General features: G+C 72.0%; 21 protein-coding genes and 2 tRNA genes. 15 read left to right on the top strand and 8 right to left on the bottom strand.

What is annotated here, in order from left to right:
• Window positions 1-4 precede the first annotated feature (4 nt).
• Window positions 5-613: an ATP-dependent Clp protease proteolytic subunit gene (locus tag AC5PYY_RS08955; protein ID WP_493896473.1), complete on the bottom strand. Its 609-nt coding sequence runs from the start codon at window positions 611-613 to the stop codon at window positions 5-7.
• A gap of 388 nt (window positions 614-1,001) precedes the next feature.
• Here AC5PYY_RS08955 and AC5PYY_RS08950 point away from each other — a divergent pair, with 388 nt between their 5' ends.
• Entirely contained in the window at window positions 1,002-1,937 is a 936-nt protein-coding gene (locus tag AC5PYY_RS08950) for a DMT family transporter (RefSeq protein WP_493896472.1), read from the top strand.
• Between the two features lie 138 nt (window positions 1,938-2,075).
• Here AC5PYY_RS08950 and tig read toward each other — a convergent pair whose 3' ends face one another.
• Complete coding sequence (gene tig, locus AC5PYY_RS08945) at window positions 2,076-3,488, bottom strand: trigger factor (RefSeq protein WP_493896471.1); 1,413 nt, start codon at window positions 3,486-3,488, stop codon at window positions 2,076-2,078.
• A 93-nt stretch (window positions 3,489-3,581) separates the two neighbouring features.
• Window positions 3,582-3,658: transfer RNA gene (locus AC5PYY_RS08940), tRNA-Pro, on the bottom strand.
• 104 nt (window positions 3,659-3,762) lie between these two features.
• Between AC5PYY_RS08940 and AC5PYY_RS08935 the strand changes: the two genes are divergently transcribed.
• Window positions 3,763-3,836 (top strand) — tRNA-Gly (locus tag AC5PYY_RS08935).
• A gap of 17 nt (window positions 3,837-3,853) precedes the next feature.
• Here the strand turns inward: AC5PYY_RS08935 and AC5PYY_RS08930 are convergent.
• Both AC5PYY_RS08930 and AC5PYY_RS08925 read right to left on the bottom strand, forming a co-directional pair.
• Window positions 3,854-4,405, bottom strand: a complete 552-nt coding sequence (locus AC5PYY_RS08930) for an NADPH-dependent FMN reductase (RefSeq protein ID WP_493896470.1) — start codon at window positions 4,403-4,405, stop codon at window positions 3,854-3,856.
• 22 nt (window positions 4,406-4,427) lie between these two features.
• Window positions 4,428-5,471 carry a DNA polymerase IV gene (locus AC5PYY_RS08925; RefSeq protein WP_493896469.1) on the bottom strand — a complete coding sequence of 348 codons (1,044 nt, stop codon included), beginning with the start codon at window positions 5,469-5,471 and terminating at the stop codon, window positions 4,428-4,430.
• A 37-nt stretch (window positions 5,472-5,508) separates the two neighbouring features.
• On the opposite strand from AC5PYY_RS08925, the gene AC5PYY_RS08920 reads away from it, so the two are divergent.
• Window positions 5,509-6,141, top strand: a complete 633-nt coding sequence (locus AC5PYY_RS08920) for an SIMPL domain-containing protein (protein WP_493896468.1) — start codon at window positions 5,509-5,511, stop codon at window positions 6,139-6,141.
• A gap of 147 nt (window positions 6,142-6,288) precedes the next feature.
• Window positions 6,289-6,495: an antitoxin gene (locus AC5PYY_RS08915; RefSeq protein ID WP_493896467.1), complete on the top strand. Its 207-nt coding sequence runs from the start codon at window positions 6,289-6,291 to the stop codon at window positions 6,493-6,495.
• A gap of 75 nt (window positions 6,496-6,570) precedes the next feature.
• Here AC5PYY_RS08915 and AC5PYY_RS08910 read toward each other — a convergent pair whose 3' ends face one another.
• Together AC5PYY_RS08910 and AC5PYY_RS08905 are read right to left on the bottom strand one after the other, a co-directional pair.
• Window positions 6,571-7,038: a ribose-5-phosphate isomerase gene (locus AC5PYY_RS08910; protein WP_493896466.1), complete on the bottom strand. Its 468-nt coding sequence runs from the start codon at window positions 7,036-7,038 to the stop codon at window positions 6,571-6,573.
• 26 nt (window positions 7,039-7,064) lie between these two features.
• Window positions 7,065-7,724 (bottom strand): mycothiol-dependent nitroreductase Rv2466c family protein, encoded by a 660-nt coding sequence (locus AC5PYY_RS08905; protein WP_493896465.1) that lies wholly within the window; start codon window positions 7,722-7,724, stop codon window positions 7,065-7,067.
• Between the two features lie 73 nt (window positions 7,725-7,797).
• Here AC5PYY_RS08905 and pepN point away from each other — a divergent pair, with 73 nt between their 5' ends.
• Both pepN and AC5PYY_RS08895 read left to right on the top strand, forming a co-directional pair.
• Window positions 7,798-10,392 carry an aminopeptidase N gene (pepN, locus tag AC5PYY_RS08900; protein ID WP_493896464.1) on the top strand — a complete coding sequence of 865 codons (2,595 nt, stop codon included), beginning with the start codon at window positions 7,798-7,800 and terminating at the stop codon, window positions 10,390-10,392.
• A 170-nt stretch (window positions 10,393-10,562) separates the two neighbouring features.
• Window positions 10,563-11,651, top strand: coding sequence for a type IV toxin-antitoxin system AbiEi family antitoxin domain-containing protein (locus AC5PYY_RS08895; RefSeq protein ID WP_493896463.1), 1,089 nt, complete (start codon window positions 10,563-10,565; stop codon window positions 11,649-11,651).
• Between the two features lie 171 nt (window positions 11,652-11,822).
• On the opposite strand, the gene malQ is transcribed toward AC5PYY_RS08895, so the two are convergent.
• On the bottom strand, window positions 11,823-13,946 hold the full coding sequence (gene malQ / locus AC5PYY_RS08890) for a 4-alpha-glucanotransferase (RefSeq protein ID WP_493896462.1): 2,124 nt from the start codon (window positions 13,944-13,946) through the stop codon (window positions 11,823-11,825).
• A gap of 121 nt (window positions 13,947-14,067) precedes the next feature.
• Here malQ and AC5PYY_RS08885 point away from each other — a divergent pair, with 121 nt between their 5' ends.
• The 9 genes from AC5PYY_RS08885 to AC5PYY_RS08845 all read left to right on the top strand — a co-directional run bounded on the left by AC5PYY_RS08885 (window position 14,068) and on the right by AC5PYY_RS08845 (window position 24,786).
• Window positions 14,068-14,973 carry a mechanosensitive ion channel family protein gene (locus AC5PYY_RS08885; protein ID WP_493896461.1) on the top strand — a complete coding sequence of 302 codons (906 nt, stop codon included), beginning with the start codon at window positions 14,068-14,070 and terminating at the stop codon, window positions 14,971-14,973.
• A gap of 90 nt (window positions 14,974-15,063) precedes the next feature.
• Window positions 15,064-15,564, top strand: coding sequence for a SigE family RNA polymerase sigma factor (locus AC5PYY_RS08880; protein ID WP_493896460.1), 501 nt, complete (start codon window positions 15,064-15,066; stop codon window positions 15,562-15,564).
• Window positions 15,561-17,435 (top strand): hypothetical protein, encoded by a 1,875-nt coding sequence (locus AC5PYY_RS08875; RefSeq protein WP_493896459.1) that lies wholly within the window; start codon window positions 15,561-15,563, stop codon window positions 17,433-17,435. Before AC5PYY_RS08880 ends, AC5PYY_RS08875 begins: the two co-directional genes overlap by 4 nt.
• A gap of 21 nt (window positions 17,436-17,456) precedes the next feature.
• On the top strand, window positions 17,457-19,736 hold the full coding sequence (locus AC5PYY_RS08870; RefSeq protein WP_493896458.1) for a hypothetical protein: 2,280 nt from the start codon (window positions 17,457-17,459) through the stop codon (window positions 19,734-19,736).
• 29 nt (window positions 19,737-19,765) lie between these two features.
• Window positions 19,766-20,188, top strand: coding sequence for a globin (locus AC5PYY_RS08865; protein WP_493896457.1), 423 nt, complete (start codon window positions 19,766-19,768; stop codon window positions 20,186-20,188).
• Between the two features lie 227 nt (window positions 20,189-20,415).
• On the top strand, window positions 20,416-22,152 hold the full coding sequence (locus tag AC5PYY_RS08860; protein ID WP_493896456.1) for a glycoside hydrolase family 13 protein: 1,737 nt from the start codon (window positions 20,416-20,418) through the stop codon (window positions 22,150-22,152).
• 461 nt (window positions 22,153-22,613) lie between these two features.
• Window positions 22,614-23,144 (top strand): SigE family RNA polymerase sigma factor, encoded by a 531-nt coding sequence (locus AC5PYY_RS08855; protein ID WP_493896455.1) that lies wholly within the window; start codon window positions 22,614-22,616, stop codon window positions 23,142-23,144.
• Complete coding sequence (locus AC5PYY_RS08850; RefSeq protein WP_493896454.1) at window positions 23,141-24,007, top strand: hypothetical protein; 867 nt, start codon at window positions 23,141-23,143, stop codon at window positions 24,005-24,007. The genes AC5PYY_RS08855 and AC5PYY_RS08850 overlap by 4 nt, the downstream gene beginning before the upstream one ends.
• Window positions 24,008-24,096: 89 nt before the next feature.
• On the top strand, window positions 24,097-24,786 hold the full coding sequence (locus AC5PYY_RS08845) for an aspartate/glutamate racemase family protein (protein WP_493899350.1): 690 nt from the start codon (window positions 24,097-24,099) through the stop codon (window positions 24,784-24,786).
• Window positions 24,787-24,795 lie beyond the last annotated feature (9 nt).

Genomic DNA, 24,795 nt, shown 5'->3' with positions numbered 1-24,795 from the left:
CCGGTCAGGAGGTCTGCTCGCCCGGGGCGTCGCCCGCGCGCTCGTAGACGTGGTCGACGAAGCCGTAGTCCTTGGCCTCGGTGGCCGTGAACCAGCGGTCCCGGTCGGAGTCCTTGGTGATCTGCTCGACGGACTGACCGGTGTGGTCGGCGATGAGCTCGGCCATCTGCTTCTTGATGTGCAGCATCTGCTCGGCCTGGATCTTGATGTCGGACGCCGTGCCACCGATGCCGCCCGAGGGCTGGTGCATCATGACGCGGGCGTGCGGCGTGGCGTAGCGCTTGCCACGCTCACCGGCCGAGAGCAGGAACTGGCCCATCGACGCCGCGAGGCCCATCGCCACGGTGGCGACGTCGTTGGGGATCCACTGCATGGTGTCGAAGATCGCCATGCCGGCGGTCACCGACCCACCCGGGGAGTTGATGTAGAGCCAGATGTCCTTCTCGGGGTCCTCGGCCGCGAGGAGCAGCAGCTGCGCGCAGATGGCGTTGGCGTTGTCGTCGCGCACCTCCGACCCCAGGAAGATGATCCGCTCCTTGAGCAGCCGGTTGTAGATCTGGTCGTCGAGCCCGGCCACCGCCGGGCGCTCGGCCATCGAGATGTCGTCGGTCATGTGCTGCTTCCCTCGCTTCGTCAGGGTCTGCCGTCGATGCCCGCTGGGCGGCTCGGGGTGAGCCCTCCCGGTCACGGGACTGCCGTCGGCGGCACGGTCGCTTGTCCATGACCCTAACGTCCGGCCCTGACCCGAAACTCCCCACCGGCCGCTGTGTTCGCCGTGAGCGCACTCGGGGTCCCCTCACCTCCACCCACTCACTCCCCCTCCCCCGCACCGGACGCACGTTCGTCACACACCGAGCGCACGTTCGTCACACACCGAGCGCCCGTTCGTGACACACCGAGCGCCCGTTCCGCTGACCGGACGGCTGGTCCGCATAGCGGCACGCGCGTCCGGTGCGGACGGGGTGGGTGGGCGGTGGGGCCGGTCTGCGAGGCTGGGGAGCGTGGCTGCGCAGATCTCTCGCTCCGACCGGACCTGGCTGGTCGCCCTGGCCGCCTCGCTCTGGGGGCTCTCCGGGCTGTGGCGCGAGCCGCTGGCCCGCGAGCTCCCGTCGCTGGCCATCGTCTTCTGGGAGCACGTGCTGCTCACCCTGCTGCTGCTCCCCTGGCTCGTGCCGGCCGTGCGCCGACTCCGCGCCGCGAGCCTGGGCACCCAGCTGTCGGTCCTCGTCATCGGCGCGGGCAGCTCGGCCCTCGCGACGACCCTCTTCACCGCGGCCTTCCGCCTCGGCGACCCGATCACGCCCCAGGTGCTGCAGAAGCTGCAGCCGCTCATCGCCCTGGCCCTGGCCGCGCTGCTCCTCGGCGAGCGCCTGCGCCGGTCCTATCTGCTCTTCCTGCTCCCCGCGCTCGTCGGGGCGTGGCTCATGACCTTCGCCGATCCGCTCGCCGTGAGCATCAGCTCGGCCCAGGCGGCGCTCCTGGCCCTCGGCGCGGCGACACTGTGGGCCTGCGGCACGGTCCTGGGGCGCCGCGCGAGCGCGGAGCTCCGTTTCGTCGACCTCGCGGCGTTGCGCTTCGCGGTCGGGCTGGCGACGCTGGCCGCGATCGCCGGGCTGACGAGCACGCCGCTGGCCGTCCCCCTCTCGGCCGCCCCGTCGATCCTCGCCCTCGCGCTGCTCCCCGGCCTGGCGGCGATGATCCTCTACTACCGCGCGCTCGGTCGGACCCCGGCCTCGCGCGCCACCCTCGCCGAGCTGGCCTTCCCCCTCACCGCCGCGCTGGTCGGCGTCGTGGCCTTCGGCAGCCGCCCGGAGCCCACCCAGTGGCTGGGCATGGCGCTCGTCGTCAGCACCGTCGTCGCCCTGGCGCTGCACGAGCAGCGCGCCGTGACGCCCGCCGTGCGCGCCCCGCAGCGCGCCGTCGACGCCCTCCCCTGAGCGACGCCATACCTCTCGGGCCGCAGGCCGGATCCCGTCCCGCACCTGAGCACAGAAGTCGCCCGTCGACAGCGGATCCTTCGCTGCCGACGGGCGACTTCTGCGCTCAGGTCGCCCCAAGCTCAGGTATGCCGTGACTCAGGCCTTCGCGGCGGGCGCCTCCGCCTCCGCGTCGGCGTCGGCGTCCACGTCGGCGTCGTCGTCGACCTCGGCCTCGGCCTCGGCAGCCTCGACCACCTGGTCACCGGGCGCGACCTCCTCGGCGGCCTCGTCGTCGGCGTCGTCGTCACCCTCGATCGCGTCGAGGTCGACCGCGTTGCCGTCGGTGTCGGTGACGGTCGCCTGCTCCAGGACGTTGGCCAGGGCCTTACGGCGCCCCACCTCGGCGACCATGGCCTGGATCTGACCCTGCTGGTCGATCTGCTGGGCGAACTCCTGCGGGTTCATGCCGTACTGCTGGGCGGTCATCATGATGTACTCGATGAGCTCGCCCTGCTCGACCTCGACCTCGTCCCGCTTGACCAGCGCGTCGAGCAAGAACTGCGTCTGCATGGCCTTGGTGGTCGACTCGGTGACCTCAGCACGGTGCTCGTCGTCCTCGAGCCGGTCCTCACCCTCGAGGTGACGGTGCACCTCGGCCTCGACGAGGCTGTCGGGCACGGGGATCTCGACCATCTCAAGCATGGCCTGGAGGACCTTGTCGCGCGCGGCGACACCCTGCTCGAAGCGGGCGCCCTGCTCGGCCTGCTGCTCGAGGTCCGCCCGGAGCTCGTCCATGGTGTCGAACTGGCTCGCCAGCTGGGCGAAGTCGTCGTCCAGCTCGGGCAGCTCACGCTCCTTGGCGGCCTGCACGGTCACCGTGACATCGGCCTTCTCGCCGGCGCGGTCCCCACCGGCCAGCGGGGAGGTGAACTCCACCGTGTCGCCGGTCTTGGTGCCGCGCAGCGCCTTGTCGAGCCCGTCCAGCATGGTGCCGGAGCCGATCTCGTAGGAGACGCCGGTCACGCTGTCGATCTCCTCGTCGCCGATCTTCGCGGTCAGATCGATGGTGAGGTGGTCACCGGTCTTGGCCTTGCGCTTGATGGGCTTGAGGCTGCCGAAGCGCTCCCGCAGGTTGTCGACGCGCGCCTGCACATCGTCATCGCTCGCGGCGGCCGGGTCGACCTCGACGGCGATGCCGGAGAAGTCGGGCAGCTCGAACTGCGGCACGATGTCGACCTCGGCCTCGAACGCGAAGTCCTGGCCCTCCTCCATCGGCAGCGAGGTGAGGTTGACCTCGGGCTGGGACAGCGGCGTGAGGTCGTTGTCCTGCATGGCCTGCGTGTAGTACTCGGGAAGCGCGTCGTTGACGGCCTCCTGGACCACGGCGCCGCGGCCGAAGCGCTGGTCGATGATCCGCTGCGGCACCTTGCCCTTCCGGAAGCCCGGGATCTGGACGTTCGCGCCGATGTTCTTGTAGGCGGCGTCCAGGCGGGGCTGGAGGTCGGCGGCGGGGACCTCGACGGTCAGCTTGACCCGGGTCGGGGTCAGGGTCTCGACAGCGCTCTTCACTGCTGGTGCTCCGTTTGTCATGTCGGGGGTATGTCGTGCTCGCGGGCTCGCGGTCTGGCCGCGGGCGCACACGCGAATCGTCACCATGCTAGGTGGTCGGGGTAGCCGGATTCGAACCGGCGGCCTTCCGCTCCCAAAGCGGACGCGCTACCAAGCTGCGCCATACCCCGTCTCGCGGCCACGTGAGATCGCGTGACAGGCAAGGGTTTAGACTACGTGATCGGCCCACCGGGGAGGACATCGCGATCCCTCGCGAGGATGCTCCACGGGCCGCGCGGGTGTAGCTCAATGGTAGAGCCCCAGTCTTCCAAACTGGCTACGCGGGTTCGATTCCCGTCACCCGCTCCACGAGGGCACCGCGCCGGTCAGGACTGCTGGCGGCGCGCGGCCTCCTCGACCTGATCCAGCAACGTCGACAGCTCGTCCGGGCGCCGGTCGTTGGGGGTCACCCGGGCGCCGTCGAACTCCGCGAAGGTCGACAGCGAGACCTGCTGGCGCACGACGACCATGCTGTAGTTGGCCAGGATCAGCCGCCAGTGCTCGATCGCCCGGACCCCGCCCTCAGATCCGTAGCCGACCATCCCGGCCGCCTTGCCCTGCCACTCCGGGTAGAGCCAGTCCGTCGCGTTCTTGAAACCGCCCGGGACGGAGTGGTTGTACTCCGGCGTCACCAGCACGAAGCCGTCACAGGCGTCGATCGCGGCACTCCAGGCCAGCACCGACTCGTGCGGATACTGCTTCTTCGCGCCGCCGGGCACCTTCTCCCACTCTAGGAGGGGCACGCCGAAGGTCTTGAGGTCGATGACCTCGAACTCGGTGTCGCTCGCGCGCGCCGCGGCCTGCTCGGCCACCCAGCGTCCGACGCTCTCGCCCTTGCGGCCCTCGCGGAGGGACCCGATGATGATGCCAATCTTCATGACCCCATCCGATCACGCCGCGTCAGTATCCGCCCGGTGGGGGCACCAGCTCCCCCCGCACGCCCAGCAGCCGCACCGGCCGATCGTCCTCCAGCCGTTCGTAGAGTGCGAAGGCCGTGCGCGCCAGCACCTCCGGGTCGGTGGTCGGCTCCGGCAGCTTGCGTCCACGCGTGAAGGTGAAGAACGGCGCGAAGCGCACCTTGAGGAAGACCCGCTGCACCGGCCGCCCTTCCTCGCGGATGTCCTCCATCACCCGGATCGCCAGCTCTCGCAACGCTTCTCGGACCTCATAGGGTCCCACCAGATCCTCCTGGTATGTCGTCTCCCGCCCCCGCGCACGCGGGACCCATGGCGTGTCGTCGGGCCAGGCGGCGCCCCCACCGCGCCCCAGCTCGGCCAGCCGCGGGCCGCTGGTCGGGCCGAACTCCCCCTGCAGCACCGTGTCGTCGGCGTGCGCGAGCTCGGTGACCGTCGTGATGCCGAGCGACTCCAGGCGGGTGGCGATGCGCGTGCCGACCCCCCACAACGCGGTCGTCGATCGGGGACCCATCACCTCCAGCCACGTCTCCTCGGTGAGCTGGTAGGTGCCGCGGGGCTTGCCGAAGTCGGTCGCGGTCTTGGCGCGCACGAGGGTGTCGCCGATCCCCACCGAGCAGTGCAGGGCCGTGGCCTCCAGGACCGCAGCCTGGACCTCCACCGCGGTGGCCGAGACGTCGTCGGTCTCCACCCCGACGAAGGCCTCGTCCCAGCCCAGCACCTGCACCACCGCCCCCGGGACCGCCCGCAACGTCTCCATGACCTGCTCCGAGGCGGCCTCGTAGACCGGGAAGTCCACCGGCAGGAAGACCGCCTCGGGGCACCGACGCGCGGCGACGCGCAACGGCATACCGGAGCGGACCCCGAACTCCCGTGCCTCGTAGCTCGCGGTCGACACCACGGCGCGCTCGGTCGGGTCACCCCGGCCCCCGACCACGACGGGACGGCCGACCAGCTCGGGCCGGCGCAGCAGCTCGACCGCCGCGAGGAACTGGTCCATGTCGACGTGGAGCACCCACCTGCGGCTCACGAGACCATTGTCACCGCCGAGCCCTACGCTGTCCCGCATGAGCGACGAGGACGAGATGGGGCGGCAGGCCGCGGCCGGTGCCGACAGCATCGTGGTGACCGGAACGGGCAGGGCTGGCGCCGCGCCCGATGCCCTGGTCATCGACCTGCGGCTCGAGGGCCACGGCCGCACCGTCACCGATTCGCTCGACGCCCTCACCCGTGCCTCCGAGGCGGCGACCGCCGCGCTGCCGGACCAGCGGGTGCGCACCCACGGGCTCGGTCTCCACGCGCGCACGACGCGCGGCGGCGCGGCGGGGCACACGGCATACCAGTCGCTGCGGGTGCGCAGCGCCGACCCGGCGGCCGCGGGTCACCTCATCGCGCACCTGGCGGCGCAGGTCGGCGACGCCCTCTCGGTCGAGCAGCTGCGCCCGGAGGTGACCGACATCGCGCCCTTGCACGAGCGCGCCCGCGAGGCCGCGGTCGCCGACGCCCGGGCACGGGCCGAGCACTACGCCGCGCTCGTGGACCGGGCGCTGGGACCAGCCCTGCGGATCCGCGAGACCACCCCGGACCGCCCCGGACCGGTCACCCGGATGGCGATGACCTCGGCGGCAGGCCCACCGGTCGACGCCGACGACCACGAGGTCGTGGCGACCGTCGAGGTCACCTGGCGGTTGCGCGGCTGAGGCGCGCGGAGCCACCACGGGGGGCGCCGCCGCGGCGAGTCCGCACCGTCCCTGCGGTCGACACCGCCGCACGAGTGTGGTGCAGTGGAGCCGCGAGATGGGCGCTTCGCACCGGAGCGTCCGCCCCAACGAGAGGACTATCCACAGATGGGCTTCATGGACAAGGCCAAGGACCTGGCCGGTCAGCACGAGGACAAGGTCGACCAGGGCATCGAGCAGGGCGGCGACTTCGTCGACGAGAAGACCGGCGGCAAGCACTCCGAGCACGTCGACAAGGCGCAGGACTTCGCCAACGACCGGGCCGACCAGCTCGGCGGCGTCGAGGGCGAGAGCAACGAGGACGACAACGCCTGAGTCCCCCGTGACACCGACAGGACCCCCGCCCGGATCACCCGGGCGGGGGTCCTGCTGTCAGCGCATCGTGCGGTGTCAGGACAGCGGCGGGACCGTGCCGTCGGCCTCGTAGGCCAGCATCATGTCGATGCGCCGCTGGTGCCGCTCCTCACCGGAGAAGGCCGTCTCCAGGAAGGCGGCGACGATGGCGCGCCCCTCCTCGAGGGTATGCATCCGCGCCCCGAGCGAGACCACCTGCGCGTCATTGTGCTCGCGCGTCAGGCGCGCCAGCTCGGGGTTGTAGGCGAGCGCCGCGCGGATGCCCGCGACCTTGTTGGCCGCCATCTGCTCCCCGTTTCCCGAGCCACCCAGGACGACGCCCAGGGACTCGGGGTCGGCGGCCACTGCCTCGGCGGCGCGGAGCACGAAGACGGGGTAGTCGTCCTGCGCGTCATAGTCGACCGGGCCGTGGTCGACGACGTCGTGGCCCTGCTCGGCCAGCCAGGAGACGAGGTCCCGCTGCATCTCGTAGGCGGCGTGGTCGCCGCCGATGTGAACGCGCATGTCGTGCTCTCCTCGCCCTCGGCGGCTCAGCTGAAGTCCGGGCCCACGGTGCGGGTCCGCTTGATCTCGTAGAAACCCGGGGTACCCGCGACGAGCAGGCAGCCGTCCCAGAGCTTCCCGGCCGCCTCGCCCTTGGGAGCCGGCGTGACGACCGGGCCGAAGAAGGCGACGTCCTCGACCGACACGACGGGCGTGCCGACGTCGTCGCCCACGAGGTCGATCGCCCGCTGATGGCTGGCGCGCAGCGCCTCGTCGCGTTCCTCGCTGGCACCGGCCTCGGCGAGCGCCGGGTCCAGGCCCAGCTCCTCGACGACCTCACGGGTGATGGCCTCGGCCTCGTCGGTCCCCCGGCCCTCGAGGTGGATGCGCTGGCCGTAGGCGTCGTACATCTTCTTGCGCAGCTCGTTGGCCTCGTCCGCGGGGAGGTCGTCCGTGGCGGCGATGATGGTGCGCACCGGGCCCCAGGCGCGGTCGAGCATCTCGCGGTAGCCGGGGTCGAGGTCACGGCCCTCGTTGAGCACGGCCAGACTCATCACCGACCAGGTGATCTCCAGGTCGCGCACCTGGGCAGCCTCCATGAGCCAGCGCGAAGTCATCCAGGCCCAGGGGCAGGCAGGGTCGAAGAACATCTCGGCGTGGGTGGTCGACCCTGCGCCGGGCTGGACCGAGGACTCGTGATGCGTCATGCGACCATCGTGACACGGCATACCCTGGAGCTCGCCCCGGCCCCAGCCCCCCGCTCGATGAGGAGAAACCTGCATGCCCGGCACCAACCTGACCCGTGACGAGGCCGCCGCGCGCTCCGCGCTCATCCAGACCGAGTCCTACGACGTCGTCCTCGACCTCACCTGCGGTCCGGAGACCTTCGCCACGAGCAGCACCGTGGTCTTCAGCTGCGAGCGTCCCGGCGAGTCCACCTGGATCGACTTCGTGGGCCCCTCGGTCGAGCGGGTCGTGCTCAACGGCACCGAGCTCGACGTGGCGCAGGTCTGGGCCGACTCCCGCATCCAGCTGCCCGAGCTGGCCGGGCGCAACGAGCTGACCGTCGAGGCGACCGGCGCCTACATGAACACCGGTGAGGGGCTGCACCGGTTCGTCGACCCGGCCGACGGCGAGGTCTACCTCTACACGCAGTTCGAGGTGCCGGACAGCCGCCGGATGTATCCCGTCTTCGAGCAGCCCGACCTCAAGGCCACCTTCGCCTTCGCCGTCACCGCACCGGCGCACTGGCAGGTCATCTCCAACGAGCCGACGCCGGAGCCGACGGCGGCTGCGGACGCGCGCAACGCCGACGGGGTGCCGGCCGACCAGATCGCGACCTGGGCCTTCCCCGCGACCGCGCGGATCTCCTCCTACATCACCGCGCTCGTCGCCGGCCCCTACGACGTGGTGCGCGACGAGGTGAGCACCCGCGGCGGCGACGTCCCCCTGGGCGTGTTCTGCCGCAAGAGCCTCACGGCATACCTCGACGCCGACAACATCCTCGACGTGACGAAGAAGGGGTTCGCGTTCTTCGAGGAGGAGTTCGACTGCGCCTACCCCTTCACGAAGTACGACCAGATCTTCACGCCGGAGTACAACATGGGCGCGATGGAGAACGCCGGGTGCGTCACCATCGTCGAGAACTACGTCTTCCGGTCCAAGGTCACCGAGGCGATCGTCGAGCGACGCGCGCTGACGATCCTGCACGAGCTGGCGCACATGTGGTTCGGCGACCTGGTGACGATGACCTGGTGGGACGACCTGTGGCTCAACGAGTCGTTCGCCGAGTGGGCCTCCACCACGGCGCAGGCCGAGGCGACGCAGTGGGCGGATGCGTGGACCACCTTCGGGACCGCGGAGAAGGCCTGGGCCTACAAGCAGGACCAGCTGTCCTCGACCCACCCGGTCGCCGCCGACATGGTCGACCTCGCGGCGGTCGAGGTGAACTTCGACGGCATCACCTACGCCAAGGGTGCGTCCGTGCTCAAGCAGCTCGTCGCGTATGTCGGTCGCGAGCCGTTCCGGGACGGGCTGCGGGCCTACTTCGCCAAGCACGCGTGGGGCAACACGACCCTGCGCGACCTGCTCGTGGAGCTGGAGGCGACCAGCGGCCGTGAGCTGTCGTCGTGGAGCGAGGTCTGGCTGGAGACGGCGGGCGTCAACACGTTGCGCCCGGAGATCGAGGTCGCCGAGGACGGCACGATCACCTCGCTCGCGATCCTCCAGACGACGCCGGCCGAGCACCCGACGCAGCGGCCGCACCGGCTGGCGGTGGGCGCATACTCGATGACCGACGGGGCGCTGCGCCGGGTCGAGCGCGTCGAGCTCGACGTCGACGGGGAGCGGACCGAGGTGCCGCAGCTGGTGGGGACGGCCATGCCGGACCTGCTGCTGGTCAACGACGACGACCTGGCGTATGCCAAGATCCGGCTGGACGAGCGGTCGCTGACCACCGCGTTGGGGCACATCCGGGACTTCGAGGAGTCGCTGCCGCGGGCGCTGGTGCTCGGCGCGGCCTGGGACATGACGCGGGACGGCGAGATGCCGGCGAGCGACTACGTCACCCTCGTGCTCGACGCCCTGCCCGGTGAGACGGACTCGACCCTGCTGCGGGTGCTCATCCAGCAGGTGAGCGCGGCCGCGCTCACCTACACGGCGCCCGCGCACCGGGACGCCGTCGTCGCCCAGCTCACCTCCGGGTTGCGCCGGTGCGCCGAGCAGGCCGAGGCGGGCAGCGACGCGCAGCTGCAGCTGGTGACCGCGTGGGTGTCCTTCGCGCAGTCGTCCGACGACGTCGCGGCGGTGCGGGGGCTGCTCTCCGGTGAGCGCACACTGGACGGGCTGACCGTCGACCAGGACATGCGCTGGACCCTGCTCACCGCGCTCGCGACCGCCGGCGCGGTCGGCGAGGAGGAGATCGCCGCCGAGCGGGAGCGCGACAACACCGCGACGGGCCACGAGAAGGCCGCCCGGGCGCTCGCCGCGCGGCCCACGCCGGAGGCGAAGGAGCAGGCCTGGGTGGACGCGGTGGAGACCGCGGGGCTCTCCAACTCGGTGCTCGCGGCGATGGCGCTGGGCTTCGGCCGGGTCCACGACGAGGAGCTCCTGGAGCCGTATCTGGACCGCTACCACGACGTCATCGCCCAGGTCTGGGACGAGCGGACGCACCACATCGCCGAGTCGCTCGCCGTGGGCTTCTATCCGCTGGCGCTAGCCACACCGGCCCTGCTGGAGGCCAGCGAGTCGTGGCTCTCGGCGCACCCGGACGCCTCCAACAGCCTGCGCCGCACCATCGCGGAGAACCGCGACGCCGTGGCCCGCGCCCTGCGCGCCCAGACCGCCGACGCCACCAGCGCCACCAGCGCCACCTGACCGCCCCCACTTCTGCACCGGACGCGCGTTCGTCACTCACCGGACGCGCAATAGGTACATGCCAGTCGACGTGAGCGTCCGCATCCACATCCATCCGGCCAGCGTCTCCGTCGTCCACATCTTTCGGCCATGACCTGGTTCGTGCTCTCGCGACGCCCCACCGTGGGAGCGTGGATCCCAGCACCCTCCCGACGCCGTTCACTCCCCAACTCTGCCGCGAACTCGGAATCAGTCGACGCCAGCTCGACGAATGGGTGCATCTCGGCGAGGTCGTCCGGCTGTCGCGGGGGCAGTACGCACCCCTGACGCCGGTGCGTCCTGATCAGGAGGAGTGGGAGCGGACCCAGGCAGACCACCTGCTCCGGCTGCGGCACCAACTCAGTCGATTCCCCGGGCACGTGGCCAGCCACAGCAGCGCCGCCCTGCTCCACGGATTGGCTATCAGCATCTCGCCAATGGCACCGGTCGAGATCACGGCTGTGGAGTCCGTTCAGCGCTCCCGCCGCGAACCCGGAGTCACCCTCCACCACAGCGACTCCGTCAGGATCCCGGTGACCGAGGTGGAAGGTCTGCGCACCACGACTCCGCTGCGGACCATCGCCGACGCTGCGCGCACCAGGCGCCTCGCTCACGGAACAGCGCTCATCGACGATGCGCTCCGCCGAGAGCTCGTGACCCGCCCCTCGCTCCTCCGCGAGCTTCACCTGCACAAACGTTGGCTTGGGCGGCCTAAGGCGCTCGCTGCGGTGGCACTGAGCGACCCTCGCCGCGAGACCTGGCTGGAGTCCTTCTCTTTCATCTCCCTCTACGAGCAGGGCGTGTCCCTGCCGCTGGCTCAGGTCGACATCTTCGATGACCACGACCGTTTCCTCGCCAGGGTGGACGGACTCCTGTCCGGAAGCGGCACCTTCCTCGAGGCCGACGGCCTGGGCAAGTACTTCCTCGATATGTCCCCGACCGTCCCAGCAGAGGAGTCTGTGCGCCACCGCCTCGCCAGCGAGGAGACACGGCATACCGCTCTGACGAACATCGGTCTGCGCGGCGTGCGCTGGACGACGGACGAGATCATGCACGATGCCGAGGGGATCGCGGGTCGCGTGAAGCGCCAAGGTGGGCCGCCGCCCACACCCATCAGGGGGTATGCAGTGTGGCAGGGAGAACGAAGGAGGATCCCCTTCGAGGCGGAAACCCCGTCGGTGGATCTCGAGCAGATCTTCGTGACCCGCCAGATGCGCAGAGCCGCTCGCCACCGCGACTAACGCGCGTCCGGTGCGGGACTACCGCACGTCCGGTGCGGGACTACCGCACGTCCGGTGCGCGACTAACGCGCGTCCGGTGCGGGACTACCGCACGTCCGGTGCGGGACTACCGCGCGTCCGGTGCGGGACTACCGCGCGTCCGGTGCGGGACGAGCGCGCGTCCGGTGCGGGTCAGGCGAGGCCGTCGTTGACGGTCCGGGCGAGGCGGCGGGCGGTGCGCCAGGTGAAGAGCTCCTCCAGGAGCACCGGGCGGCCCTCGGGGCCGGCGAGCGGGACCCGCCAGTTGGGGTACTCCTCGTCGGTGCCCGGCTGGTTGATGACCCGCTTGTCGCCGGCCAGGTCGCTGATGCTCACGCCGAGCAGCTTGGCCGGCGTCTGCGTGAGGAAGGAGTGCAGAGCCTCGACCTGATCGGGCACCCCGGCGCCCTCGCGGAGCAGACCGCGCTCGCGCAGGTCGGCCAGCACCTCGCCCTGGGAGGCGCGGTCCTCGGCGAGCTCCTCCTCCAGCGACCGGTCGAGCAGCCCGAGCCGCGAGCGCAGCTCGATGTGGACCCCTTCGAGGTAGCCCGCGGTCGGCGGCAGGTCGTGCGTCGTGACCGTCGCCAGGCACAGCTCGCGGTAGGCCTCGGGGTCCAGCAGCCCGCCGTCGCCGTCCCAGTCGCGCTCGAACCACAGGATCGAGGTGCCCATGACACCGCGCTCCTTGAGGTAGTCGCGCACCCACGGCTCGACGGTGCCGAGGTCCTCACCGATGACGACCGCGCCGGCCCGGTGCGCCTCCAGCAGCAGGATGCCGACCATCGCCTCGTGGTCGTAGCGCACGTAGGTGCCCTGGAAGGGCTTGGCGCCCTGCGGGATCCACCACAGCCGGAACAGCCCGATCACGTGGTCCACGCGCAGGCCGCCGCTGTCGCGCAGCGCGGCGCGCACCATGTCGCGGTATGGCGCGTAGCCCAGCTCGGCGAGCTTGTCCGGGCGCCACGGTGGTTGCGACCAGTCCTGGCCGAGCTGGTTGTACTGGTCGGCCGGCGCCCCCACGGTCACGCCGCGCGCGAGCGCGTCGCCGAGCCCCCAGGCGTCCGCTCCGCCCGGGTGCACCCCCACGGCCAGGTCGGAGATGACGCCGAGCGACATCCCCGTGTCGAGCAGGTCCCGCTGCACCCGGCCGAGCTGGTCGTCCACGACCCACTGCAACCAGCAGTGGAACTCGACCTCCTCGGCGTGGTTCTCGCGGAAGGACTCGACCGCCCGGCTCTGCGGCTGCTGCAGCTCGGTCGGCCACTCGCGCCAGTTGGTCCCGTGGACCTGGCACAGCGCGCACCAGGTCGCGTAGTCGACGAGGCCGCGGCCCTCCCGCTCGACGTAGGCGTGGAACGCGCGGCTGCGCCGCAGCGAGCGCCGCTGCCGGAAGATCATCCGCAGCGCCGCCTCCTTGGCATACCAGACCGCGTCGCGCTCCAGCATGTCCAGCCCGAGGTAACGCTGGGCGTCGTCGGCGTGCCACTCGATGAGCTGCCGCTCGGCGGCCGAGAGATAGGCGACCTCCGGGACGTCCTCGACCCGGATGTAGATCGGGTTGACGAACCGGCGGCTCGTGGGCAGGTAGGGCGAGGGCTCCATCTCACCGGTCGGCTCCGCCGCGTGCAGCGGGTTGACCAGCACGAAGTCGGCGCCGAGGCCGGCGGCCCAGGCCCCGGCGTCGCCGAGGTCGGCGAGGTCGCCGGTGCCCCACGAGGCGGCCGAGCGCATGGCGTAGAGCTGGGTCATCAGGCCCCACGCCTGGGTGCCGTCCTCGCGCAGCGACTCCGGCAGGTCCAGCACGGCCGGCGTGACGACCAGCGGCATGCTCCAGCGCTGTGTGGCTGCGGCGACCTCGACGGTGTGCCACCCCAGCGGCAGGTCGGTCGGCAGGTCGAGCAGGTGCCGCTTCAGCTCCGCGTCGCCGACGGTGCGCGTCTGCGCCTTGCCCCGGGTCTGCACCTCGTGGGTGGTGCCGTCCTCGAGGACCAGGCGCACCTGCGCCTGGGTCCCGGACGTCAGGTGGACGGGGACCTCGACCTCGCTGCCCTGCGTCACCACGGTGATGGGGGGCAGCACCTGGGTCCAGGGTCGCTCCTGCACCCGCGCCAGCTCCCGCTCCACGAAGTCGCCGCTGACGTCGACCCCGAGGGCAGCCAGGACCGCCACCACCGTCTCGGCGGGCACCTGCGCGTGCCGGCCCTGCCAGTCCCAGAACTCGGTGGCGATGCCGTAGGCGGCCGCTAGGTCGTCCAGGCGGGATGTGCTCTCGGTCACTGCGGGGTTACCTCTCACGGATCGGATGTCTGCGCCCAGTCTCTCAGGCCCCGCACCGTGCGGGGCACCAGGCGCGCGGGGCGTGCGGTCCGTGCCCCCGCGCACCTTGGACAATGACGGCATGACGAGTATCGACTGGCCCTTCGACAGCTGGGGTTCGACCACGGAGTGGTTGGTGGGGACGCCGCTGCGCCTCGCCCTCATCGTGTTGCTCGCCGTCGTGGCCCGGTGGGCCGCGCACCGCGCCATCCGCGGCGTGGTCAACAACGCCGTCGCCAAGGCCGACGAGCACGAGCGCTCCTCCCTGGAGCGGATGTTCGACAATGCCACCGGGGTGCGGGAGGAGCGGCGCCGACAGCGTGCCCTGACGATGGGGTCGCTGCTGCGCAGCATCGCCACCTTCGTCATCGCCATCGTGGCGCTGCTCATGGTCATGGCCGAGCTCGGGTTGCCGCTGGCCCCGCTGCTCACCTCGGCCGGCATCGGCGGCGTCGCCATCGGCTTCGGCGCCCAGTCGCTGGTCAAGGACTTCCTGTCCGGGATCTTCATGATCATCGAGGACCAGTACGGCGTCGGCGACCTCGTCGACACCGGCGAGGCGACCGGCACCGTCGAGGAGGTGACGCTGCGGGTGACCCGGCTGCGCGACCCCAGCGGAGTCGTCTGGTTCGTCCGCAACGGCGAGATCCTGCGCATCGGCAACAAGAGCCAGGGCTGGGCGATGGCGACCATCGACATCCCGGTCGCCTACGACGAGGACCCGGCGCGCGTCATACCGATGCTCCGCGAGATCGCTACGGAGGTGTATGCCGATCCCGAGCTGAGCGACAAGCTCCTCGAGGAGCCGAGCGTCGCCGGGGTGGAGTCGGTCTCGGGGGGCACGATGACGCTGCGGATGTTCGCCAAGTGCCGCCCCGGCGAGCAGTGGGGCGTGCCCCGGGTCATCCGGGAGCGCGCCAAGGAGCGCTTCGACCACGAGGGCGTCCGCGGACCCCGCATCACCCCCTTCGGCGACGCGCAGGCCTGAGCGGCGCTCGACCGGGATCAGCGCAGATCGCCCGTCCGATGACAACCGTCCGGGCCACCTGGGTCGTCTGACAGGGTAGGAGGTGCCCGCATGACGACCGAACCGTTCCGCGAGTTCGTGCTCGCCCACAACGCCGGGCTGCACCGCACCGCGGTGCTGCTCACCCGGGATCCGCACGCCGCGCACGACCTGCTGCAGGAGGCCCTGCTCCGGGCCTGGCGCCGCTGGGACCGAGTGACGGACAACCCGGCGGGCTATGTCCGCACGATCCTGCTCCGCGAGTTCCTCACCGACCGGCGACGGCGCTGGCACGGCGAGGTGCCGACCGAGCAGCTCCCTGAGCAGGCGGCGGGCGACGACGTCCCGCCCGAGGCGCAGCTCGACCTCGCCCAGGCGGTCGGGGAGCTGCCGGCGCAGCAACGGGCCGTGGTGGTGCTGCGCTACTTCCACGACCTCACCGTCGAGGACACCGCGACCACGATGGGCATCTCGCCCGGCACCGTGAAGTCGCACCACGCCCGCGCGATGCGGGCGCTGCGCATCAGCACCCACCTGGACGACGACGTCGCCAGCGAAGGGAGGGGTCGATGATGGCTCCCACGACCGAGGATCTGCGCGCCACGCTGCGGGTGATGGCCGACGAGCACCCGCCGCCCGCACCCGCCGACCTGCTGGACGCGCTCCGCGCGGAGCGACGGGCCCGGCGCGCCCGGACCGGCTGGATCGCCGCCGCCGGTGTCGCGGCTGCCGCCGTGGCGGCCGTCGTCGCCACCCAGGCCTGGCCCGAGCCGACCGCGACCGACCCGGCCCGGGACGGAGACCGCGGCGTCGCCAGCACCACCTGGGAGCTCGCGGACGGCCAGCCCCCGGAGTATGCCGACGGCCTGCGCCTCCTGGAGACGGTGGAGCTGGCCTCGGCCGGGCCGGTGAGCCTGCCCTCCCCCCCGAGCGGCACCCAGCGGTATGCCGTGCTCTGGTGCGAGACCGGCCCGGCCATCGACGACCCGGCCATCCAGCCGCCCGTGCTGGTGCTGGACGACGTCGACGTGACCGCCGCCTGCCTCCCCGCCGAGAGGACGCCGGACGCCGCGGAGGTCGACCCGGCAGCCCTGCCGCCGACGGGCGAGGCCTGGGCGGCGTCCTGGGAGGGCGACCTGCCGGAAGGGGCGGAGGCGGTGCTCGGCATCTACGAGGAGTCGACGGTGTCGGACTACCCCTTCCCCGGCTGGCCCGAGCCCCTTCCCACCGCTCCGCAGGTGGGTGACGGCGAGGTGAGCCTGACTCAGGACTCGCCGCTGAGCCCCCAGCCGGTGACCACGGGTGAGGGCGCGCTCATGGTCGCGAGCACCGTCGTGGCCGCCCCCGGCGAGGACAGCACGGTCGAGCTGTGGACCTCGGTGCCGGGGCGGATGCAGGTGTGGGTCGACGGCGAGCTGCTGACTGACGACGGCGACGACCCGCAGGCGTGGGCGTCGGCCGACCCCGCGCTGCGGGACGGCGCCTTCAGCGCCTTCACGGCAGGCCAGCGCCTCAGCATCCCCCTGCCTGCGGAGCTCACGGCCCGCCGCGAACCGGTCCGGATCTCGGCCGGCACCGCCCACGGTCAGCCGTGGCAGGTCCGGGTCACCGACGTCGCCGGGCTGGCCCCGGCGGAGGCCGCCGTCGCGCCGTTGGACTCCGGCGCCGTGCCGGACGGGGTCGACGAGTGGTTCGGCGGGATGCGGCGGCTCGCCGCCTGGCAGCTGCCCGCGGACGGCACCGTGGCCGAGCTCGAGCTGCCTGAGGAGGTCCACGGCGAGGCGGTGACCTGGCTGGCGGCCTGTCCCGGTGTCGAGCCAGGTGCGGGCGGGATGGCGACGATCACGGTCGACGCCGACGACCGGCTCGAGCGCGGATGCGGCGATCCCGAGAACGCGCTGGTGGGCGTCGCCCTGCAGCAGGACGGCACCGAGCTCACCGCCACGAGCCGGGTGCGGGTCGGGCTCCCGGCGCAGGACGACGGATCGTCCGGCGTGGTCGCCGCCTACGTGCCCGTGTCCTACGAGGAGTTCGAGCACAAAGGCGCGCGCCCGGTCTCCGAGCTTCTTTCCGCCGAAGCGGTGCTCCGGGCCGAGCCCGAGGTCGTCGCCACCCTCACCCTGGACGACCTCGATGACGAGGGTCGGGCCCGTCTGCAGGTGCCTGAGGGCGCCAGCCTCCTGCGGGCCACCTCGACCGGCGTGGGGCGGCTGCGCGTCACCGCGGACGGTGCGGACGGCTCCTCCCTCGACACGACCTCGCGCCTGATGTCCGTGCGTCGCGACGACGGCTGGTGGACCGCGTGGAGCGACCAGGAGACGACCCAGCTCGTGGCGGCCTTCCTCGAACGCCGGGTCGAGCCCGGCGACGAGCTGCAGATCCGGGTCGAAGGCTACGACGGCGGCAGCCTGACGCTCGAGGTGCTCGCCCCGGCGGACCGCTGACTCCTTTGCGAGACTATGGACATGGCAGGGACGCCGGCGGACCATCGTTCCGGCGCCGAGGAGCTCATCGCAGCCCACGGCGCCGGGCTGCACCGCCTCGCGGCCGCACTCACCAGTGACACCGGCGCCGCGACCCGGCTCGTGGTGCTGACCTTGAGTCGTGCCTCGTCACACACCCGAGAGGCCCGGCTCCGCGAGGATCTCGTGCGGCACTTCCTGCGCTCCCGGCCCCGCCGCAACCGCGACACCGTGCCGGTCACCGCCCGCGACGCCGGCGACGTCCTGCGGGCGCTGCCCGCCCGGGCGCGCGCGGCGCTCGCCCTGCGCGTCGTCGCTGCGGCGAGCGACGCCGAGATCGGGCGCGCGGTCCGGCGACCGCCGGAGAAGGTGGCACGCCTCATACCCTCGGAGCCTGGTGTCGAGGTCGCGATCGCCGCCGTCGCCGACCAGCACGCGCTCACCGGAGCGCGGCTCCACGACGAGCTCATGCCTGAGCTGGCGGCCGCGCCGTCACCCTCTCGGGCGTCGGCCGGCGGACGTCGATGGTGGTGGGCCGCCGCCACGGCGGCCCTGGTGCTCGTCCTGGGCTGGTATGCCGTGAGCACGGGTCAGCACGACGAGCCCGCGGCCGAGCAGGTGAGCATCGGCGAAGGACCGGCCGGCGTCGACCTCACCGACGCGGGTTGGGAGCTGCGGCCCGACGGCGACCCGCCGAACAACCCGATGGGGCTGCGGCTCGTCGAGAGCGCGCAGCTCGACGCCGGCGCACCGACCGAGCTCGACCTGAGCCGCACGGACGCCGCGGCGACCTTCGCCGTGCTGTGGTGCGACATGCCCCCGGCCGAAGATGCCAACCTGCAGCGACCGGAGGCGAGCGCCGCCGTCGACGGGCGGCAGATCACGCTTCCGTGCGCGGGCCGTGAGGGTCGGCCGGCGGTCACCGCGTCGCACATCGTCACCCTGCCGCCGCGCGGGACGGCGGAGATCGAGGTCACCGGCGATCTTCCGCCGCAGGGTGAGGCCGTCATCGGCCTCTACATCGAGCGAGAGAACGCTGTGCGGACGCCGCTGCCGCAGGGGAGTCGCCTCGATGCTCCCGTCGTACCCGACGACGCCGTGCTGATCGAGCAGGAGGCCCCTGCCCTCGACACGTTCTTCCAGGGTGAGCGGTTGATCGGCGCGGCCACGCTGAGCGCCACGAGCACCATCCGGGTCTGGGCCGGACGCACCGGAGCCGTGACCGTCCTCGTCGACGGTGTCCCGGTCACCGACGACGGAGATGTGGCCGCACCCTGGGGCGGCGGCAATCCCGCCTGGGAGGATCAGCACCCGGACGTCCGGCAGGGTCAGTGGCTGGTCTACGGCCCCGGCAGCGAGCGGACCTTCGCCATCCCCGAGAGCGTGCTGCCCGAGGCGGGGCAGCAGCGCACCTCGGTGGTGGAGGTCTTCGCCGACGGCAACCGCGACCACCTCCAGATCGCCGTGACCGACGCCGCGCCGAGTCCCGTGGACACCGCGGCCGTGGCTGCGGTCGGTGCCGACGCGGCCGAGGTGCCCGAGCTCGTCGTGGGCCGCCGTCTGGCCGGCGCCTGGGAGCTGCCGCAGGACGGCCACCTCCGCGAGCTGGAGTCCGCGCGCGATGTGGGGCCCGACGTCATCTGGGTGCTGCTCGTGGCACCGACCGACACCTGGGCCCCTTTCTGGTCCGAGGGTCTGATGGGCCGGGGCGAGCGGCTCGTGCCGGTCTGGGGGGTGCCTGACGGCGCCACGCTCGCCGAGGCGCTGCGCCAGCCGTGGAACGACGGGACGCCGCCCGGCGACGAGCCGCTGGTCGCCTCCGCCCCGGCGACGAGTGGCCAGCCCTCCGCCGTCCTCGTGGCCTACGAGAAGGTCCCCTACGAAGACTTCGACTTCGCGGCCGCCGAGGTGCCTGACGATTCCTGGCCTGCGGGGACGTCTCCCCCACCGACCGATCCGTTCCGGGACACCGGCCCGTTCGACGAGACGATCGAGGTCGTCGGACCGGACGACCTCGACGACGAGGGCCGCGTCACCGTCGACCTGCCGCCCGGGGAGGTCGGGGCCCGCATCACGACCGAGGGGATCGGCAGGATCCGGTTCCTCGTCGACGGCCAGCCCGCCGACCAGCTGTGGGCGACGAACGGCTGGTGGTCGAGCTGGACCGACCAGGCGGTGACGAGCCGGACCTACCTCTCCTACGCCCAGTACCCGGCGCCGGATGAGCTCACGATCTGGGTGGAGGACTACGAGGAGTTCGAGATCGAGGTCCTCCACCGCTGAGGTCCACCCGCGTTTGGCACGATGGGCAGGTGACCGAGCAGCAGACCGACCCCGATGCCGCGGCGCCGACCACCGTCTACGAACGGGTGGGCGGGCACCAGACCTTCGTCGACCTCGTGCACGCCTTCTACGAGGGCGTCGCGCAGGACCCGCCGCTGCGCGACCTCTATCCCGAGGAGGACCTGGAGCCTGCCGAGGTCCGGCTGCGGATGTTCCTGGAGCAGTACTGGGGTGGCCCCACGACCTACTCCGAACAGCGTGGTCATCCGCGACTTCGTATGCGGCACATGCCTTTTCGCGTCACTCCTGCCCAGCGGGACCGCTGGCTGCACCACATGAACGCCGCGATCGACACCGTCGCCGACCGGATGGACGCGCTCGACGAGCAGCAGATGCGCGGCTACATGGCGCACGCCGCCCAGGCCATGGTCAACACCCTCGCCGAGGACTGACTGGCCGCGCGAAATGCCCTGACCGGCCGCGCGAAATGCGCCGACTGGCCGCGCGAAATGCGCCGACTGGCCGCGCGATATGCGCCGACTGGCCGCACGAAATGCGCCGACTGGCCGCGCGAAATGCGCTGACCGGCCGCGCGATATGCGCGCCCAGCGTACGTCCGGTCCCAGGTGGAGGCGGCGATTTCGGCGCACCGGGGAGCGGCGGCATACCGTTGCCCCTCGTGACCCATGCACCCGAGTCTCACGACGCGCCCTGGTGGCGCCACGCCGTCATCTACCAGGTCTACCCGCGCAGCTTCGCCGATCACGACGGCGACGGCGTGGGCGACCTCGCCGGCATCACCTCCCGGCTGCCCTACCTCGCCGACCTCGGGGTCGACGCGATCTGGATCAGCCCGTTCTACCGCTCCCCCATGGCCGATGCGGGGTATGACGTCGCGGACTACCGCGACATCGACCCGGTCTTCGGCGACCTGGCTGCGGCGGACACGCTCATCGAGCAGGCGCACGCCACCGGCATCCGGGTCGTCATCGACCTCGTGCCGAACCACACCAGCGACGAGCACGCGTGGTTCGAGGAGGCCCTGGCGGCCGAGCCGGGCAGCCCCGCGCGCGAGCGCTACATCTTCCGCGACGGCCGGGGCGACGGCAGCGAGCCGCCGAACAACTGGAAGAGCATCTTCGGCGGCATCGCCTGGACCCGCGTGACCGAGCCCGACGGCACCCCCGGCCAGTGGTACCTCCACCTCTTCGACACCAAGCAGCCGGACCTCAACTGGGACAACCCCGAGGTGGTCGAGGAGTTCAAGGACATCCTGCGCTTCTGGCTGGACCGCGGGGTCGACGGCTTCCGCGTCGACGTCGCGCACTCCCTCGTCAAGGACCCTGAGCTCCCGGACTGGGAGGAGCGGGCCGTCATGGCTGACGGCGGCGAGCCGATGGCGCACGCCAACCTGGGCCCGATGTGGGACCAGCCGGGAGTGCACGAGGTCTACCGCGGCTGGCGCGAGGTGCTCGACTCCTCCAACCCCGAGGGCGACCCGGCGCAGGACAAGATCCTGTGCGCCGAGGCCTGGCTGCCGACGCAGGAGCGCACGATGGACTACGTGCGCCCGGACGAGATGCACCAGGCGTTCAACTTCCACTACCTGCAGGCTCCGTGGCGCGCCGCGGAGCAGCGGGACATCATCGAGACGTCGCTGGAGGCGGCCGACGCGGTCGGTGCCCCCACCACCTGGGTGCTGTCCAACCACGACGTCGTGCGGCACGCCTCCCGGCTGGGCCTGCCGGTGGGGCAGCCCCGCCCCAACGGCATCGCCGCGGATGACCCGCAGCCCAACGCCGTCCTCGGTCTGCGCCGCGCCCGCGCCGCCACGGCGATGATGCTCGGACTGCCCGGCTCGGCCTACCTCTACAACGGCGAGGAGCTCGGCCTGCCCGAGCACACCGCCGTGCCCGACGCGGTGCGGCAGGACCCGGCCTTCCACCGCACCCAGGGCGAGGAGACGGGGCGCGACGGCTGCCGCATCCCGATGCCGTGGGTGGCTGATGAGCCGTTCTTCGGCTTCGGCACGCGCGCGGACGCCGAGCCGTGGCTGCCCCAGCCGCTCCTCTACGGCTCGCTGGCTGCGGATCGGCAGCAGGGTGTTGCGGGCTCGACCCTCGAGCTCTACCGCACGCTGCTCCGGTTGCGCCGCGAGCACGACCTCGGTGTCGGGGGTCTGGAGTGGGTCACCGAGCTCGGCGGTATGCCGCTCGGTCCCGACGTCGTCGCCTTCCGGAACGCGCGGGGAGACGAGGAAGACCGGCCCATCACGGTCGTCACCAACTTCGGTGCGGACCCGGTCGTGCTGCCGGCATCCGAGGAGGCGGAGGTGCTCGTCTGCAGCGGCCGGCTCCACCGGGACGACCAGGGGCGGCAACTCCTCACCCAGGACACCACCGTCTGGCTCGGCTGACCCGCTGACCGAGGCTCCGGGCTCGCCCAGCCCTGAGGGCCCCACGCTGGCGTGCCAGCCCCACGGCCACGCGCCGGTCCCACGCCCGTACGTCAGCCCCACGGTCACGCGTCAGCCCCACGGTCACGCGTCAGCCCCGCGGTCACGCGTCAGCCCCACGCCTCCTGACGGACAGATCTCCCGCTTGGCCCCACGGTTGCAGGACAGCCCCAGGCATACCGGACACCCCCACGACCGCAGCCGTGGGGGTGTCCAAGAACCGTGGGGCAGCGCGACATGCGTGGGGGTGTCCGAGAACCGTGGGCCCCTCCGACTTCCGTGGGGGCCTGCGAGTGATGGAGGAGTTCTCCAGCACCGTGAGGGTCCCCGCAACCGTGGGGCACGTTGTGCTCCGGCCGAGGCAACCGATCCGGGGGGCCAGCCGGTTCACCTGTCAGAGCCCCCGAGCGAAAGGATGGGCGATGACGCGTGAACCCCTGGGTTTCCGCGAGTTCGTGACCACGCGGTCACCGGCCCTGCTGCGCACCGCGTGGATGCTGACCGGCGACCCGCACACCGCCGAGGACCTGCTGCAGACGGCGCTGTCCCGGGCCTGGCCGCACTGGCGGCGCATCCAGGACGAGCAGCCCGAGGCCTACGTCCGCAGGATCATGGTGCGGACCAACGCCAGCTGGTGGTCCCGGAGGTGGCGCGGCGAGCGACCGACCGACGATCTGAGCAGCGCAGCAGCACGCTCGGGCGACCCCGCGCACGGGGACGCCGCTGCGGGTGACCCGCAGCACGGCATACCCGAGCAGCTGGATCTCGCCCGAGCCCTGCGCTCCCTGCCCGTGCGGCAACGACAGTGCGTCGTGCTGCGCCACTTCGACGACCTCTCGGTCGCCGAGACCGCGCGGATCATGGGGTCCTCGGAGGGCACCGTGAAGAGTCAGACCGCCAAGGGCCTGGCGACCCTGCGCTCAGCCATCGAGCGAGAGGAGACGGTGCGATGACGACCACCGAGCAGATCAGCCAGCAGCTCAAGGCGCTGCCTCCGCAGCTCCCCGAGGCGGGCGACCGCCTGGGCCAGATCGAGGGGCGGGTGGTGCGACGCCGCCGCCGGCTCGCCACCGCTAGCGCGGCGGGGGCCCTCGCGATCGTCCTGGCCGGATGGGGTCTCACCCAGGTCGTAGGGGATGAGGAGGCCTTCGGACCTGCTGGCAGCACGGAGACCACGGCTCCGGGCGTGGAGTTCAGCAACCGCTCCCCCGGCACGATCCTGGGGTCCACACCGCTCGCCGAGGGCGAGGTGATCGAGGGCGCCGGCGTGCAGGAGGTCGACCTCTCGGCGGTCGAGCGGCCGGCGGGCACGGAGGCCTACCGCCTGCTCGTGGAGTGCTCCGAGGACGCCAACGTGCTCTGGGCCGACGTGGGCATCGAGGCCTGGTGCCGAGAGCTCGGCGAGCTCGAGGAGGCCGCCTACCGGACCTACCCGCTGAGCTACTACCTGCCCGTCGAGGACGCGGATCAGCCCTTCCTGGTGCAGGTCAGCGACGACGCGCCGTGGGAGATGCTCGTCGAGCCGGTCGAGATAGACCGCATCCCGCTCGGGGTCAACGCCCGGGGCCAGACCTACGGCAAGGCGAGCCCGTTCGGGCAGCCGGACCTGCTCGAGGTCCGGGGCGACGACCTCGTCACGGGCTATCTCGACCGCGCCGCCCTCAAGGAGCGCACCGGCGAGCAGCCGCGCACCGTCGCCGAGTGGGAGGCCTGGGGCGAGCGGGAGACGGAGCCGCTCGAGGTGCCGCTCTACGACTCGGACGGCGTCACGGTGGTCGGGTCCTACGAGATCGAGGTCCCGGTCGAGGAGCGCTGAACCGCCGCGGTATGCCGTCGCCCGCGCCGGTGCGCGAGGCTGGCACACCCGGTGCATAGGCTCACGCCATGGCGCCTCAGACGACTCAGATGCGGACGATCGGCCTGCTCGGCGGGATGAGCTGGGAGTCGAGCGCGGAGTACTACCGGCTGCTCAACGAGGGCGTCCGGGAGCGGCTCGGCGGCCTGCACTCGGCGCGGCTGGTCCTCGCCTCGGTCGACTTCGCCGAGGTCGAGCAGCTGCAGGTCACCGGCGCGTGGGACGAGGCGGGCGACTTCCTCGCCGCCCGGGCGGCGGGCCTCGAGGCGGCCGGGGCCGACCTGCTCCTCATCTGCACCAACACCATGCACAAGGTGGCCGACCAGGTGCAGGCGGCGATCGGCATACCCCTGCTGCACCTGGCCGACGCCACGGCCGCCGCGGTGCAGCGCGCCGGCATGACCAGGGTGGGACTGCTCGGCACGGCCTTCACGATGGAGCAGGCGTTCTATCGCGACCGGCTCGCGAGCCACGGCATCGAGGTGCTCGTCCCCGACGAGCCGGGCCACGCGGTGGTGCACCGGGTGATCTACGACGAGCTGTGCCAGGGGGTCGTGCGGGAGGAGTCGCGCGCGGCCTACCAGGACGTCATCGCAGGGCTGACCGAGCGCGGCGCGCAGGGGATCGTGCTGGGCTGCACCGAGATCGAGCTGCTCATCGGCCCCGAGCACGTCGACGTGCCGCTCTTCCCGACCACCCGGTTGCACGTCGAGGCGGCGCTCGAAGCGGCGCTGGCCTAGACCTCACGC

This window comes from Serinicoccus sp. JS2-9 (assembly GCF_059025165.1).
The sequence above is the reverse complement of the archived record's forward strand: the minus strand, read 5'-3'. Positions and strand labels throughout refer to the sequence as shown.

Excerpts from the sequence above, each read along its gene's own strand:
- AC5PYY_RS08955 (WP_493896473.1), bottom strand. The coding sequence starts at position 613 with ATGACCGACGACATCTCGATGGCCGAGCGCCCGGCGGTGGCCGGGCTC.
- AC5PYY_RS08930 (WP_493896470.1), bottom strand. The coding sequence starts at position 4,405 with ATGAAGATTGGCATCATCATCGGGTCCCTCCGCGAGGGCCGCAAGGGC.
- AC5PYY_RS08920 (WP_493896468.1), top strand. The coding sequence starts at position 5,509 with ATGAGCGACGAGGACGAGATGGGGCGGCAGGCCGCGGCCGGTGCCGAC.
- AC5PYY_RS08915 (WP_493896467.1), top strand. The coding sequence starts at position 6,289 with ATGGGCTTCATGGACAAGGCCAAGGACCTGGCCGGTCAGCACGAGGAC.
- AC5PYY_RS08910 (WP_493896466.1), bottom strand. The coding sequence starts at position 7,038 with ATGCGCGTTCACATCGGCGGCGACCACGCCGCCTACGAGATGCAGCGG.
- AC5PYY_RS08905 (WP_493896465.1), bottom strand. The coding sequence starts at position 7,724 with ATGACGCATCACGAGTCCTCGGTCCAGCCCGGCGCAGGGTCGACCACC.
- pepN (WP_493896464.1), top strand. The coding sequence starts at position 7,798 with ATGCCCGGCACCAACCTGACCCGTGACGAGGCCGCCGCGCGCTCCGCG.
- AC5PYY_RS08885 (WP_493896461.1), top strand. The coding sequence starts at position 14,068 with ATGACGAGTATCGACTGGCCCTTCGACAGCTGGGGTTCGACCACGGAG.
- AC5PYY_RS08880 (WP_493896460.1), top strand. The coding sequence starts at position 15,064 with ATGACGACCGAACCGTTCCGCGAGTTCGTGCTCGCCCACAACGCCGGG.
- AC5PYY_RS08875 (WP_493896459.1), top strand. The coding sequence starts at position 15,561 with ATGATGGCTCCCACGACCGAGGATCTGCGCGCCACGCTGCGGGTGATG.
- AC5PYY_RS08870 (WP_493896458.1), top strand. The coding sequence starts at position 17,457 with ATGGCAGGGACGCCGGCGGACCATCGTTCCGGCGCCGAGGAGCTCATC.
- AC5PYY_RS08855 (WP_493896455.1), top strand. The coding sequence starts at position 22,614 with ATGACGCGTGAACCCCTGGGTTTCCGCGAGTTCGTGACCACGCGGTCA.
- AC5PYY_RS08850 (WP_493896454.1), top strand. The coding sequence starts at position 23,141 with ATGACGACCACCGAGCAGATCAGCCAGCAGCTCAAGGCGCTGCCTCCG.
- AC5PYY_RS08845 (WP_493899350.1), top strand. The coding sequence starts at position 24,097 with ATGCGGACGATCGGCCTGCTCGGCGGGATGAGCTGGGAGTCGAGCGCG.